At 58.7% G+C, this 14,178-nt stretch carries 10 protein-coding genes and 2 tRNA genes; 5 read left to right on the forward strand and 7 right to left on the reverse strand.

The features are described from left to right. Positions 1–47: 47 nt before the first annotated feature. Together pbpC and RQI55_RS17310 are read right to left on the reverse strand one after the other, a co-directional pair. Positions 48–2,129: a penicillin-binding protein 1C gene (gene pbpC / locus RQI55_RS17305; RefSeq protein ID WP_311273007.1), complete on the reverse strand. Its 2,082-nt coding sequence runs from the start codon at positions 2,127–2,129 to the stop codon at positions 48–50. Beyond that, positions 2,126–7,573 (reverse strand): alpha-2-macroglobulin family protein, encoded by a 5,448-nt coding sequence (locus RQI55_RS17310; protein WP_311273008.1) that lies wholly within the window; start codon positions 7,571–7,573, stop codon positions 2,126–2,128. Before RQI55_RS17310 ends, pbpC begins: the two co-directional genes overlap by 4 nt. Positions 7,574–7,862: 289 nt before the next feature. On the opposite strand from RQI55_RS17310, the gene kduI reads away from it, so the two are divergent. Together kduI and RQI55_RS17320 are read left to right on the forward strand one after the other, a co-directional pair. Then, entirely contained in the window at positions 7,863–8,705 is an 843-nt protein-coding gene (gene kduI, locus RQI55_RS17315; protein ID WP_311273009.1) for a 5-dehydro-4-deoxy-D-glucuronate isomerase, read from the forward strand. Between the two features lie 11 nt (positions 8,706–8,716). Continuing rightward, positions 8,717–9,052: a cupin domain-containing protein gene (locus RQI55_RS17320; protein WP_311273010.1), complete on the forward strand. Its 336-nt coding sequence runs from the start codon at positions 8,717–8,719 to the stop codon at positions 9,050–9,052. Between the two features lie 37 nt (positions 9,053–9,089). On the opposite strand, the gene RQI55_RS17325 is transcribed toward RQI55_RS17320, so the two are convergent. The 4 genes from RQI55_RS17325 to RQI55_RS17340 all read right to left on the reverse strand — a co-directional run bounded on the left by RQI55_RS17325 (position 9,090) and on the right by RQI55_RS17340 (position 11,590). After that, entirely contained in the window at positions 9,090–9,278 is a 189-nt protein-coding gene (locus RQI55_RS17325; protein ID WP_042616895.1) for a Trm112 family protein, read from the reverse strand. A gap of 9 nt (positions 9,279–9,287) precedes the next feature. Further along, positions 9,288–9,959 (reverse strand): LON peptidase substrate-binding domain-containing protein, encoded by a 672-nt coding sequence (locus tag RQI55_RS17330; protein WP_042616894.1) that lies wholly within the window; start codon positions 9,957–9,959, stop codon positions 9,288–9,290. 102 nt (positions 9,960–10,061) lie between these two features. Then, positions 10,062–11,024: a thioredoxin gene (trxA, locus tag RQI55_RS17335; protein WP_311273011.1), complete on the reverse strand. Its 963-nt coding sequence runs from the start codon at positions 11,022–11,024 to the stop codon at positions 10,062–10,064. Positions 11,025–11,080: 56 nt separating this feature from the next. Next, complete coding sequence (locus RQI55_RS17340) at positions 11,081–11,590, reverse strand: prolyl-tRNA synthetase associated domain-containing protein (RefSeq protein ID WP_243257825.1); 510 nt, start codon at positions 11,588–11,590, stop codon at positions 11,081–11,083. Between the two features lie 258 nt (positions 11,591–11,848). Between RQI55_RS17340 and RQI55_RS17345 the strand changes: the two genes are divergently transcribed. From RQI55_RS17345 to RQI55_RS17355, 3 genes are all read left to right on the forward strand, one after another. Further along, positions 11,849–11,923, forward strand: a tRNA-Gly gene (locus RQI55_RS17345). 313 nt (positions 11,924–12,236) lie between these two features. Then, positions 12,237–12,311: transfer RNA gene (locus RQI55_RS17350), tRNA-Gly, on the forward strand. 275 nt (positions 12,312–12,586) lie between these two features. Further along, positions 12,587–12,862 carry a hypothetical protein gene (locus tag RQI55_RS17355; protein ID WP_243257824.1) on the forward strand — a complete coding sequence of 92 codons (276 nt, stop codon included), beginning with the start codon at positions 12,587–12,589 and terminating at the stop codon, positions 12,860–12,862. 57 nt (positions 12,863–12,919) lie between these two features. On the opposite strand, the gene RQI55_RS17360 is transcribed toward RQI55_RS17355, so the two are convergent. Continuing rightward, the gene (locus tag RQI55_RS17360; protein WP_311273012.1) at positions 12,920–14,083 is read right to left on the reverse strand and encodes a M20 aminoacylase family protein; all 1,164 of its coding nucleotides are present in this window, start codon (positions 14,081–14,083) and stop codon (positions 12,920–12,922) included. Between the last annotated feature and the right edge of the window lie 95 nt (positions 14,084–14,178).

The raw sequence follows: 14,178 nt of genomic DNA on the forward strand, positions 1-14,178 counted from the left end.
GAGCAAAGGATGTGCCGCCGAACAGGGCGGCGTGTCACCCGCGTCCCCTACTCCACGAAAATGCGAACACTTGACGCCCGCCCATCGGCATCGATGACCGTCAGTGTCGAAAAACCCTGCCCCTCCGGCAGCCATTCGGAGCTGCGGCGGCGCGATGGCTCTGGCAGCGGCTTGCCATTGGCCAGCCAATGGAACGGCGCACGGCCTCCTTGCAGTTTGAGCACCAATGGCGACAGGCTGCCGCTCTGGCTTGTCAGTTCAATGCGCGCGCCCTCCGGCGGATAGACGATTTGCGGCGAGGCTTCGCGCCGCGATGTGGATAAAAGACCGCTGCTGGTGACGCTGAAGCGGCGCTGGTTTGCCGGAAGATCACGATAGGCAAGCCGTGTTGTGCCAGATGGTGGCGCGGGAAAGGGCGTGATGGCGACGCCGGATTTCGCGAATGCCTCGAACAGGATGGGCGCAGCTGAGACATAGCCCGCAAGGCCGGGAACCGAGCCATTATCGGCCCGCCCTGCCCAGACGCCAATGACATAACGGCCATCAAAACCAACCGACCATGCGTCGCGGTAGCCATAGCTGGTGCCGGTCTTGTAGGCGATGCCGCGCTGCTTCATGCCGAGCGGCGGCAGAACGTCGGAGAGAATATCGGTGATGTTCCAGATGGCCGCCTTCGAAAACAGCGGATCGCCATATAGCACCTCTGGCAGACTGCGAATTCCATCCCCCAGCGTCACCGGCTGCCCGCCACTGGCAAGGGCTGCGTAAAGCTGCACGAGATCAACAAGGGAAAGACCGGCACCGCCGAGCGCAATGGCCAGACCCGGAGCCTCGGCCTTTGGCAGGGTGAGCTTAACCGAGGCGCGGCGAAAGCGGACCATCAAAGCGGCGGGGCTGACGGCATCCAGCAGGCGCACCGATGGCACGTTGAGGGAAAGTTGCAGTGCCTGGCGAATGCTGACATCGCCCTGATATTGCATGTCGAAATTGCGCGGACGATAGCCGGAAAAATCCGCCGGGCGATCTTCGATGACGGTTTCCTGCGCGATGAGGCCGTTCTCGAAAGCCAGACCATAGATGAAGGGTTTCAGCGTCGAGCCGGGTGAGCGCACGGCGCGCGACATTTCCACCCAACCCCGGCGGGAACTGTCAAGAAAATCGGACGAGCCGACCTCGGCTATGATGTCTCCCGTCGTGCTGTCTGCCATGACAATGGCGACGGAAACCCTGTCGCCCAGCTTTTCAGCCGAACGGCGTGCCAGATCTTCAAGCTCTTTTTGAATGGGCAGACGCAGCGTCGAGCCTATGGTGACGGACGTTGGAAATTTGGCGCGGGCCGCTTGCGCGAGATGCGGAGCATAAGCCGGCAGGTCTATGCGCCTTGCAGGAATGGCGGCGATAGAAGCCCGCGCCGCCTCGCCTTCTCCCACGACTTGGGAAACGGCAAGACGTTGCAGCACCCGCTCCCGCGCCTGTTTTGCGGCTTGCGGGTAACGATCCGGCCGGCGTTTTTCCGGTAATTGCGGAAGTGCGACGAGAAGGGCAGCTTCAGCCGTTTCAAGCCGTCGCGGGTCCTTGCCGAACCACGCGAGGCTCGCGGCCCTGACACCTTCCAGATTGCCGCCATAGGGCGCGATGTTGAGATAGAGGTCGATAATTTGGCTCTTCGTCAGCCGCCGCTCGATCTGGATGGCGCGCACCATCTGGAGCAGCTTGGCGCTGAGTGAACGGTCGGCACGCGGCTCGATCAACCGCGCAACCTGCATGGACAGGGTCGATGCGCCCGAGACGATGCGGCCATTGGTGAGCAACTGCCATCCGGCGCGTGCCAGCGCCTGAAAATCCACGCCGCCATGCTCGAAGAACCGCTGATCCTCATAGGCGACCAGCATTTTCACAAATTGCGGATCAACATCGGCGGCACTCGTGTGGAGCCGCCAGCGCCCCTCAGGCGTGGCGAAGGCTCGAAGCAGCTTGCCGTCTTTATCCAGCAGTTCCTGCGAGACCACGCGGGCGTTTAGCAAAGGTGGCGGAAAGGCGCGGTCCAGACGGTCGAGCCCGTAAACCGCAGCGCCGGTCAGCGCTGCTGCGACCACGAATCCGCCAATGAATGCCCGCCACCTGATCATTGCTGCGCCGCGCTAACCTCCATGCGGCCGGTGGCCGTGCGGGCCGAGAATTGCGGACGGTACATATCTTCCACCGATGCCGCCGGGTTGTCATAGGTGCCGGGTGTGACGGCGCGAACCACATAGGCCAGTGTGATATCGTCGCTTTCGCCAGCCGTGCGATCAAAGGCGGCGACAAAACGGTCATAGCGGAATTCGGTATGGGCTGCCTCGGTTTCCGGCAACCAGTCGAAGTTGGACAAAGCGGCGCTGTTGACGAGGCTTGGATTATCGATCTCAAAGCCCGAGGGCAGAAGATCTGTCAGCATGATGCGCTGTTGCCAATCATGCTTGGGCGTGACCGAGAGAACCACGACATAACGCTCGTTCTGCGTGGCTTCGCTGATATTGACCTCTTCGCCCTCAAGTGAATAATAGGTCTTGGTGATCTCGAAACCATCGCCACCCGCAGGCAGCGGTTGGGCCGGTGGAGCGACCGTGGTGATGACAGCCGTGACAGGATCTTTCGACACGTTGGTGATCTTGATCGGAGATTGCAGAAGATCATCGCCAACGATGGTCTTGGCATATCCGCCCGTTTCCAGCGAACCGTTGATATCAAGCTTCACGTCCTTGTCTTCGCCCTTCAGCGCGCGCGCGGCCAGAAGCATCCACGCCTGTTCCTGCGTGCTGGTATAGGCTTTCGCATCCCATGCCTTGGAAACAGCACTGGCCAATTGCGGCACGACCGCAGGCACAGGGCGGCTTTCGGCGGCAAGCGCAAGTGACGCTGCGCTATCGCGCAGCACCGAGCCATAATCAGACCGCAAAAGGCTGACCTTTGTGGTGGCGGCTGCCATGGAAAGGGACGCACCGAAGACGGCCTTGGACCGCGCCGCATCGCCATAGAGCGACAGCGCCGAGGCCAGTTGTGCCTTGGCAAGCGGGGTCGGGAAATCCTTCAAGGCCGTATCCGCATAATAGCGCAGATCATTGATGGCGGCCTTGCGGTTGCGGGCGAGAACATAAAGCGAGTATGCGATTTCGTTGCCGCGATCCTTGACATTGCTGTCATAGGCCAGACCATTTTGCAGATTGGTTAGCGCCTGTACCATGGCGGCCTCAGGCACATCATAGGACTGTTCGCGGGCGCGGGTCAGGAAATCCGTGATGTAGGAATCCAGCCACAGATCGCCCTCGCCCGGAGCCCACAAGCCGAAGCTTCCCGAGGAAGACTGGAAGGATAGCACGCGATAGATCGCATCCTGCACCCGCTTGCGCAGATCGGGATCATCGCTTCCACCGCGCTGCTTCATCAGCTCCGTAACATAGAGCAGAGGCAGCGCGCGGCTTGTTGTCTGCTCGGCGCAGCCATAGGGGTATTTGTCGAGCATCATGACCAATGCAGGCACATCGAAAGCCGGCGAGCGGGTGACGTTAACCGCGACGGATGAGCCCAAAAGCATGCTGTCTGCCAGCAATGCACCATCCACCGTGAGGGTACTATTGGGCGCGACCTTGATGTTGCGCCGTGTTGTGACCGGCAGCACGGAAGGGCGCACCGGAATGTTCAAGACCTGCTCCAGCGACAGGCCGCTTGCATTGGCAAGCGTGATCGTGATGGCGCCATCGCCGGGATTCTCGCCGGTCAGCGGAACGGTCAGCGATGTCTTGCCGCCCTTCTGCAAGGCCAAGGTCTGCGAGACTTCACCCTGATCGACTGTCAGCGCCATGTTGCTGGCGATGCCGAGGGTGTAATCACCCGCCTCGCCATCCGTATTGGCGATATCGATGCGCATTTGCGAGACATCCCCGGGGCTGAGGAATTTTGGCGCGCTGGCGGTGATCACGACGGGGTCTCGGATGACGACATCGGACATCGCATGGCCGACACCGGTCTTGGTCCAGGCCACAGCCATGACGCGGGCTGTGCCGTTGAACTGCGGAATGTCGAACCGGATCGTCGCCTTGCCATCGCCATCCAGCTCAACCGGACCGGCAAAGAAGGCCACGAGCTTTTCCTTGGGCGGGCTGCCCTGAAGGGCGACCTGACCGCCATCGCCACCGGTTCTGAGACGCCCGGTGGCACCCAGCGAACCATCGATCAGACGGCCATAGATATCGCGGATTTCAAGGCCGAGACGGCGCTGGCCGAAATACCATTCATCGGGCTTGGGCGGTTCGTAACGGGTGAGGTTGAGAATGCCGACATCGACAGCGGCAACGGTCACATAGGCCTTGTCACCAGCGCCCGCGCCCGAGACATGCACGGGAATTTCCAGTGCCTGACGCGGCAGGGTCTGCTTGGGCAGATCCAATGCGATGCCGAGCTTGCGTTCACCGGGATCGACCGCCAGCCACTTCACGCCGATGGCGCGCATGGGCATGCGACTTTCCTGCGCATCGCCCGGACGGAACAGGGTTGCGGTGACGTAGGAACCAGCACCCCAGGCTTCGGTGACGGGAATTTCGACCTCTCCGCCCTTCTCTCCGATATCGATATTCTGGACGGCGATCAGCTTTTCAGAGCCTGAAACCACCATCAACTGGCCAGCATATCGGGATGTGACCTGTAATTTGGCCGTATCACCAATTTTGTAGCTTTGCTTGTCGAGTGCGATTTCCAGCGCGTCCGGCGTCTCTGTCGAACTTGCGGAGACGAACCAGCCAGCATCGAATTCCACGCTCGAGGCCGGTCCACCAGCCTCTGCGGATTCGACCTCCAGACGGTAGCGGCCCCAGGTGGCAGGAACGGAAATCTCGCCGCCGTTTGCATCGACTGACAAGGTGCCGGTCTCAACCTGCTTGGTATAGACGACGGGTTCGTAACGCCATGAACTGCCCTGACGGTACCATTGATAGTTCCGCTCGACCTTGATGAGCTTCCATGTCAGCCCGCTCATCGGCTGCTTGACGCCATCTGCGCTGAGGCCAATGACGTGGAAACGACCAATGGAATTTTCCGCGAGATCGCCTGAGAACTGCGGCTTGATGCCGATCATCGGCGTTTGCGATTTGACCGGCAGCGTCAGCGAACGCTCCACGGCGCGGCCACCGGCCTCGCGCGTACGCACGGTGATGTTGGCGGACAGGAACTGCGTTGTGGACGGAAGATCGGCAAGCGAGACATCAAATGTCGCCTTGCCGTCTTCATCCAGCACCGGCAGTGCATCCAGCGTGGTGCGGCTTTCTTCCTGTGATTCCTCATCGGCGAGGCCGAAAACATAGCCTTCGTAATCCGGCCGGGTGCGTGTTGCCTTCAGAGCAACCTCGCCCTCAAGCTCAAGGCCGGATGCAGGTGCGCCATAGAGATAGCGGCCATCGACATTGATTGACGTATCAGCTGCCGGATCGATCTGCTTGGCATCGCTGGTCAGCGTGAATTCGGTGCGATCCGGCACGAAATCATCGACCAGAAAGGATTTTTCGCTGATGGCGGCAGCTTTTGGGTCCGTGTGAACACGTACCGTCCAGGTGCCGCGCATGGCGCTGTCCTGCAAGGCGAAGTCCACGGCATAGCCGCCCAAGGCCTCGCCATTGCGCACGAAGCGACGGTCTTCCACGCCATCGGGGCGCGAGAAAATGAAGGTAAGCGGCAGGTTCTCCACCGCATTGCCTTCGATATCCCGCGCCAAGGCTGCGGCATGCACGGTTTCGCCAGCGCGGTAAATGCCGCGCTCCGTCCAGCTGAAAACATCGAGCGCACCGGGGGCGGCGCGGCCTGTGACGCCTCGGTCGGAGAGGTCGAAACCGGCGCGGGTCATATCAAGGAATACATAGTCATCGGCACCGTTGCGTGCCGTGATGATGGCAGGTGCCTGACCCGCCGTGCCGCGCATCAGCCCCGCAGAAAACACGGCACGACCATCCGCATCCGTTTTGGTAGAACCGAGGATTTCATTGTTCTTCGCCAAAAGCTGAAGATCGACGCCTTCAAGCGGCTTTGCGGTGCTCAAGGCACGCACGAAGACATTGAGGCCATCCGTTCCGGCATAGGTGGTGATGCCTGTATCGGAAACCAGGAACCATTGCGTGGCGCGTGAATCCCAGTTCTCACCCGGTGTTGTGGGGGGAACGGCGGTCAGGACATAAATGCCGGGCTTGCGCTGCGGCAAGGCTTCATCCACGGGGAAGCTTGTGACGACATCCTTATTCAGCTCGTTCTGAATATCGATGCCGCCTTGCCAGACGAGTTCGCCGATTTCGCTTTCAATGCGGTCCGCGCCGTAGCCATCCATCTGCGTTAGGAATTGTGAATTGCTGAGCAGCGCGGTGATGTTGCGATCTCCCACGCGGTAAAGCTTGAGATTGGCGCTGGTGACATTGACAGACACAAGCGGAATGCCACGACGGGCTGTGCCGGGAAGCACGAAATTCTCCCCCGTGAAGCGCACCGAACCGGATCTGTCGCGCACGTAAATGTCGAGATCGACCTGCTTCTCCAGCGGCTCTTCAACCGAAGACGGAAGACCGGCGCGCAGCGCGATCTTGTAGCGCTGGCCGTGGGTCAGCCCCTCAACACAAATCTCGGAGCCCTTGGCCTCCATGGCCTTGGGTGCTGCGCCATCCAGCGTGACGAATGAGGAATAATCCACGCCCTGTTTGACGAGCGGCTCTGAAAACTGGATGCAGGCACGCGGGCTGACACTATCGGTATCGACCGTGTTGTTGATGACGCGGAAGCCCTGACGGGTTTTCAGATCAGCATAGGTGGCGCGGGTCTGGGAATCATCGGAAAGCGCAAGGCTTGCCTTGTAGCTGTTGAGGGCAGCGCGGTAGCTCTGCGTCTTTTCAAACGCAAATGCCAGCGCGTTGAGCGCCTCAACCCGTGCGGACACGGTGCGGCTGAGCGAATAGGCGTTGAGCGCGGCTGCTGCCGCCTGGCCCGACACTTCGTAATTATTCTCGACTTTGGCCGCAGTGCGCGCAAGGCCGGCCCAGACGGCGCTATCTTCCGGGTCCAGCGCAAGCGCTGCCTTGTAATTGTCAGTCGCCGCTATGAGATTGGCCGCTTCGGACTGCTGTTGGGCGAGCGAAAGCAAGCTTTCAACATCCTGGCCGTCTACGGCTTCGGGCAGGACAGCCTTCAGGCGTCTGGCTTGCAAATAAAGGCTGTCATCGACGAAGGAGATTTTCTGCGGCGCGCCGATATCGGGCTCGCTGGCCACCTCCACGACTTTACCGGCAACGGCACCGGGAAACGCGTTGAGCTGGTTAAAATCCGACTTCAGGAAGCACCATTGCACCTTGGGATTATAGGTGAAGGCCTTGCAGGACGTGTCATTGATGCAGATGTCTTCGCATTGCGGCAGGGAGACATTCTGCTCCGTGCGCAAATCGAACCCGAAATAATCGCCGTTCTGGGTGGTGACGACTTTGCGCGTCGCTTCCTGCGCTGCGAGCGGTTGAACGGTCAGTGCCGCGACAACGAACAACAGGCTTTTCAAAACACCACGCATGGACATCAGTCCCTCCCCCGGTCTGCATGACCGCGCCGACTCTGGGGGGATTTATAAGCGAAAGTCAACGCAAAGTGATGACGAAGAATGGGCGGCGTGGGCAGAGCGCAGCTTGATTGCTGCCATTTGCTCTCAACTCATATTACGACTTATAGAGATTAATGGCCCAACATCTGGCGTGAAAGCGCATTCAAGCAGACGCCACCACAATCCCGAACGAATTGATGTCGATTGACATGCGCTTGTCATGCCATATAGATATGATGACTTGTAAAGAAATATGATTGGGCAGGATATGAGCCAGACACAATATACCAACCGCTTCGCAATAGACCCGAAGACCGCGGCCAAATTCGGCACCGAGGAGCTGCGCGAAAACTTTCTGTTGCCGCCGCTGTTTGTGAATGACACCGTTCAGCTTCACTACACAAATTACGACCGCATGATTGTGGGCGGCGCGGTGCCAGTGTCTGGCGCGCTGGAGCTTGAGGCCATCAAGCCGACGGGCACGAAATCCTTCCTCGACCGCCGCGAACTGATCGTCGTCAACATTGGCGGCAAGGGCACCGTGACTGTCGATGGCACAGCATTCGAAACCGGCACCCGCGATATGGTCTATGCCGGACTTGGCGCGAAAGTCTCGTTTTCGTCTGCCTCAGCAGATGAGCCTGCGAAATTTTACCTGCTAAGCGCGCCTGCGCATGCGGCTTATCCGGCAAAGCATATCAGCATCAACGACGCAAAGCGCGTCGATCTCGGCTCACAGGCCACCAGCAATGAACGCTCGATCTTCCAGTTTATCCACCCTGAAGGCGTGAAGACCTGCCAGCTGGTGGTTGGCATGACAAGCCTTGCACCGGGATCGGTGTGGAACACGATGCCATGCCACATTCACGACCGGCGCATGGAAGCCTATCTCTATTTCGACCTGCCGGAAACAGCCCGCGTCTTCCATTTCCTCGGTGAACCGAACGAAACGCGCCATCTGGTGATGAAGAACGAAGAAGCCGCTCTTTCGCCGGGTTGGTCGATCCATTCGGGCGCTGGAACCGCGAATTATTCCTTCATCTGGGCGATGGCCGGTGACAATGTCGACTATACCGACGTGGATCTCGTGACCATGGATGACCTCAAGTAAGGGACTGCGAGATGAGCGAGAGCAAGGCATTTGTACAGGCCGGTGATGGCACATGGACGCCGACGGAGCCGGGCGTTTCCCGGCGCATCATGGCCTATTTGCCTGAGATGATGATGGTCGAAGTCGTTTTCGAGGAAGGCGCTATCGGCTCGCTGCACTCGCATCCGCATATTCAGGCAAGCTATGTTGCCGAGGGTCGCTTTGAGGTGACGATTGATGGCTTGACGGAGGAGCTTGGCCAGGGCGGAACATTCATCGTCAAGCCCGATCTGGTCCATGGGGTGAAGGCGCTGGCCAAGGGGCGGCTGATCGACACGTTCACGCCGCACCGCGCCGAGTTTCTGTAAAATTAAAGAGGGCTGGCGGTAACGCCGGCCCTCAGTCCTAAACCTCGATCGTACGGGCTTCCGACATCAGCATGATCGGCACGCCATCCCGGATGGGATAGGCAAGTCTTGCGCTTTCCGACACGAGTTCGCTTTTCTCACGATCATAGGACAGCCGACCTTTGGTGAGCGGGCAGACAAGCAGATCCAGAAGTTTGGGATCAACGCGGCTTACTTTTTCATCCATGATCGCGCCCTATTGCAACAGCGTGCCGGGCTCACTGCTGCCCTGAGCCAAAGCGATTTCCGTAATGGCAACCAAGGTGTCTGCGCGCGCCTTGAGATCCGGCGCCTCAAGCAGCGCCTGCTTTTCTGCAGGGCCGAAAGGCGACATCATGGACAGTGAATTGACGAGCACGCGGTTTCCTGCGCGCTCCACACTGTCCCAGTCAGCCTCAAGCTGATTTGCGTCGAGAAAGGAGCGGAACACCCGCAACAGGCTTTCGCGATCAACCGCATCCTCATCATCCTCGCCGGTCAGATCCGAGATGAAAGGCGCGTGACGGAAAATCCGGTAGGGTTTGGTGGATGGCGCTTCTTCCAGCAGACGGAAGCGACACACGCCGCTGAGCGACACCATGTAGCGGCCATCGCCTGTTTCGGAGAAGGACGTGATGCGCCCGAGGCAGCCGATCTGGCTCAGCGCTCCGGTGCCGGTGCCGCTATCCAGCACAGCCAAGGAGGGCTGCACCATGCCAATCAGCCTGTCTCCGGCCAGCGCATCGTCCAACATGGCAAGGTAGCGCGGCTCGAATATATTCAGCGGCAATTGCCCTTCCGGCAGCAGCAAAACGCCCTGCAAAGGAAACACAGGCACCAGTTCCGGCAGATCGGTGCTCTTGAGATATCGCGCATTTCCGACATGCATTGGGCGGCTCCTCACGTGAACAGAGATTGATGGTGCATCGGGTGGATGCCGCGACCCGCAAGTCCAGAGCGAACTGCGCGGGCGGCGACCGCCATGCACATCTCAGGAAAACAGGATCGATGACATCTTGCGGCGGGCCGAAACAGACGCCGGGTCCTTGAAGCCCCAGCCTTCCAGAAACTCGACCAGCTGCTTGCGCGCGCCGTCATCCTCAAAGGTCCGGTCACGGCGCATGACGGTCAACAACTGCTCGGCAGCCTCATCACGACGGCCCTGCGCGTTGAAAATCCGGGCAAGCTTCATGCGTGCATCGTGATTATCAGGATTGGCGGCCAGATCACGCTCGAGAGCTGCGGGATCACCCAACAGGCGGGCTTCCTCAAACTGCGCGAGCTTTTTGGAAGCAGCCTGAATGGCGGCATCTGCCATGAGTTCTTCCGGAACCGATGCCAGAAGATCGCTGGCGCGCTGATGCTCGCCCACGGCAATCATGCATTCCGCGATACCGGCGATGGCTGCAGCATTATCCGGGTCCACCTGCATGACGAAGCCGAAAAGCTGGGCCGCACCCTGATGATCACCATCGGCAAAAAGCTGTTTGGCTTCGGCCAGCGCGGCATCGATTTCCGCCTGCGGATCATTGGCTGCAGGACCTGCAATCTTGTCGATGAATTCGCGGATCTGGCTTTCCGGCACGGCACCCATGAAGCCATCCACAGGACGGCCATCCTGAAAAGCGACGATGGCGGGGATGGACTGGATGCCCAGCTGGCCGGGAATGGAGGGGTGGTCATCAATGTTGAGCTTGACCAGCTTGACGCGGCCACCAGCCTCGTTGACGACTTTCTCGATCACCGGCGTCAGCTGCTTGCACGGGCCGCACCATGGAGCCCAGAAATCCACCAGCACCGGCTGCTTGCGGGAAGCTTCGACGACATCCTTGCCGAAATTGGCGGTGGTCGTATCCGAAACATGCGAGGCGGCAGCACTTTCAGGCGCGCCGCCAAACTGAACGGAGCCGGTCATCTGTCCACCCATTGATGTTCCGTAAGGATTGTCGCTCATAAAAGGTCTCCGTTCATTTCACATCATCTTGGCATCTTTGGCCCAAAGATCGTACTTTATTCGGTGACTTTCAAGACGAGCGGCACATGACCAGTCGCCTCCAGGAACCGAATGAGGTCATCTCGACCGATTGTTGTGGTCGCATCATTGGAAAGCGGATGGCCGTTAATGAGGTCGTGGCGCATCAGCTCCTCGTCCAGAACGAAGGTGACATTGTTTGCCGTATCGTTGATGGCACCAAAAACCGTGACGGAGCCTGGAACGACGCCCAGATATTCCAGCATCTTTTCCGGCTTGCCGAATGACACCCGGCTCGATGCGTCGATAACCTTGTGGACCGTCTTCAAATCCACCACCGCGTTTTCCTCGACGGTGAGAACGAAATACTGGTCCTTCTTGTCTTTGACGAAAAGGTTCTTGGTGTGGCCGCCGGGAATACGGTCTCGCAACGATTCCGACTCCGCGACAGTGAAGACCGGCTCATGCTGCGTGGTCTTGTGCTCAATGCCGAGCCCATCCAGCATTGCGAAAAGATCCTGTGCTGTCTTGGGTGTTTGCTCTGTCATATCAGCCTTCCCGCTCCCTCGGATTCGCTACTCCATGGCATCGTCATTAGGCCTTCGGCCAAGCCTTTGCAATCACCTCGTCAATTTTCCCATCAAAAAAAGCGAATGATTTCCGTAGCTTGTATGCTTTTTTTCAAAAATTCCGCACCTTTTGTCATTTCCCTGTTGCATTTAAAAAGCGGTTGAGCGATATAGCCCTCGTCGCAGCAATGCAGCGGCCCGCGGTTCAGCGATCTACCCCGAACCAGCGGACTATGAGCGGGTGTAGCTCAGGGGTAGAGCACAACCTTGCCAAGGTTGGGGTCGAGGGTTCAAATCCCTTCGCCCGCTCCAGTCTTTCCAATAGATTAAATTGCTTGCCCGGCCAGATTGTTTCCACCATGCGCCACTGTTCCAGAACCATGCGAGCCAAGCGTCTTTCAGACGACATTGCTTGCAGATGCATTGTCCGATCAACGTCGATGCGATTGACCCTGCGCTCCGAAAACGAAGCGCCACTCAAAATAAGACTTCACAGGCCATCATTTTTTTTGGCTTCCGGTCGCACTGGCTGTTGCATTTGAAAAGCGGTTGAGCGATATAGCGCTCGTCGCCGCAATGCAGCGACCCGCGGTTCAGCGAACTACCCCGAACCAGCGGATTATGAGCGGGTGTAGCTCAGGGGTAGAGCACAACCTTGCCAAGGTTGGGGTCGAGGGTTCAAATCCCTTCGCCCGCTCCAATTTTCTCTAAGTGAGAGAATTGCACACAGGTCCTGACATCGGGACCTAGCCAACCTTCAATTCTCGATCTGTTTTCTTGAATTTTATAAAGTTCATTCTCCAATCCCAGATTCGCTGAGCCTGTGGAAAATTTGCGAGCAATTACGGCGCGGAGCGAGTCGTGGATGCTGTGCGCTTTTTCATCCGACGTTCACATCGCATAGCTCATCGTGATGCTGCGGCATGGAACCGCTGATCCCTGTAAACGTTACTGGGCATCACAAGGAGAGATCACATGAAAATTGTTACGGCGGCTTTGTGCCTGCTATCAGTCGGCGTTTTGAGCGGCTGTGTGGACGACCGTGGCTACAGGGGCGGTGGCGGGTATTACGCTTCCAGCACCGTGACGCGGACATACGACCGTGATCGGTATAACAGATACAACAGGCATTATGACCGCGACTACCGACGAGACCGTGACTATCGCGGAGACCGTGGCAACTGGCGCGGCGACCATCGTCGTTACCCACCCGCTGGCGGCGGAACGCAATATGGCGTCATCATTCGCTAAATGTCATCCTGCTTCACCGACCGCGCCCCAAAAGCGCGGTCGTTCTGGTTTGGGCACCTAGGCCGCAAGCCGCTGTTCGGCGAGCTTGACCCAGTATGAAATGCCATAAGCGATGGCTTCATCGTTGAAGTCATAGCCGGGATTGTGCAGTCCCGCGCTGTCGCCGTTTCCGAGAAAGATGAAGGCGCCCGGGCGCTCTTTCAGCATGTAGGAGAAATCTTCTCCGGCCATAGATGGGTCGACATCGGGATCCACGTTTTTCTCACCCACAATATCTCTCGCAACACGGATGGCGTGGTCTGTCTCATCGGCGTGATTGACGGTGACGGGACAGAAGCGGTCATAGATTGCCTCCACCTCAGCGCCATTGGCGTGGGCGATGCCTTCTGCCATCTGCTTGATGCGCGCCTCGGCCTCGTCGCGCACACCCTCATCCAGCGTTCTGACCGTGCCAGCAATCAGCGCCTCGTTGGGAATGATGTTGTGGCTCGAGCCCGCCTGAAAGCGTGTGACTGAAACCACGACCGAGCGGATGGGATCGGTATTGCGAGAGGCAATCATCTGCAGGTTCGTGACGATCTGCGCACCGATGGCAATCGGGTCAATCGTGCGATGAGGTTGCGCGGCATGACCGCCCCGGCCCTTGACGATAATGGAAAACTTGTCAGGTGCCGCCATGATGCCGCCCTTGCGAATGGCAAAGGAGCCCAAGGGTATGCCCGGCATATTGTGCATTCCATAGACCTCATCCATGTTGAAGCGGGTCATCAAACCATCTTCGACCATGGCGAGAGCGCCCGCGCCACCCTCTTCCGCAGGCTGGAAAATCAGGGCGATGGATCCTGCGAAATTACGGGTTTCGGCCAGATGCTTCGCGGCACCCAGTAACATGGCCATGTGGCCATCATGACCGCAGGCGTGCATCTTGCCCGGCACTTTTGATGCCCATGGCTTGGCCGTTAACTCAACGATAGGAAGCGCATCCATATCCGAGCGGAAGCCGACCATGCGGCCCTTGCCGTGGCGACCGTGGATGACACCCACGACGCCGGTGCGGCCAATGCCTGTCACGATCTCGTCAACGCCGAAGGATTTCAGCTTGTCGGCAACGAAGGCTGCCGTATCGTTCACATCGTAAAGCAGCTCAGGGTTTTCATGAAGATGACGCCGCCACTCGGTTGCTTCCGCCTGCAATTGCGCGGCACTATTTAAAACTGGCATTCATTAATTCCCGATGTTCCATTCCGGCATGATGACTGACGCTCCTCCAAGCGGTGGATATTGCGCCGTATATTTGACGCAATCAATGTACTTTG

Origin of the sequence: Rhizobium sp. WCS2018Hpa-16 (assembly GCF_031843705.1) — a bacterium.
Lineage (GTDB): Bacteria > Pseudomonadota > Alphaproteobacteria > Rhizobiales > Rhizobiaceae > Agrobacterium > Agrobacterium tumefaciens_C.

Excerpts from the sequence above, each read along its gene's own strand:
- RQI55_RS17330 (WP_042616894.1), bottom strand. The coding sequence starts at position 9,959 with ATGCATGTCGGAAATGCGCGATATCTCAAGAGCACCGATCTGCCGGAA.
- kduI (WP_311273009.1), top strand. The coding sequence starts at position 7,863 with ATGAGCCAGACACAATATACCAACCGCTTCGCAATAGACCCGAAGACC.
- RQI55_RS17320 (WP_311273010.1), top strand. The coding sequence starts at position 8,717 with ATGAGCGAGAGCAAGGCATTTGTACAGGCCGGTGATGGCACATGGACG.
- RQI55_RS17360 (WP_311273012.1), bottom strand. The coding sequence starts at position 14,083 with ATGCCAGTTTTAAATAGTGCCGCGCAATTGCAGGCGGAAGCAACCGAG.
- RQI55_RS17340 (WP_243257825.1), bottom strand. The coding sequence starts at position 11,590 with ATGACAGAGCAAACACCCAAGACAGCACAGGATCTTTTCGCAATGCTG.
- RQI55_RS17355 (WP_243257824.1), top strand. The coding sequence starts at position 12,587 with ATGAAAATTGTTACGGCGGCTTTGTGCCTGCTATCAGTCGGCGTTTTG.
- trxA (WP_311273011.1), bottom strand. The coding sequence starts at position 11,024 with ATGAGCGACAATCCTTACGGAACATCAATGGGTGGACAGATGACCGGC.
- RQI55_RS17310 (WP_311273008.1), bottom strand. The coding sequence starts at position 7,573 with ATGTCCATGCGTGGTGTTTTGAAAAGCCTGTTGTTCGTTGTCGCGGCA.
- pbpC (WP_311273007.1), bottom strand. The coding sequence starts at position 2,129 with ATGATCAGGTGGCGGGCATTCATTGGCGGATTCGTGGTCGCAGCAGCG.
- RQI55_RS17325 (WP_042616895.1), bottom strand. The coding sequence starts at position 9,278 with ATGGATGAAAAAGTAAGCCGCGTTGATCCCAAACTTCTGGATCTGCTT.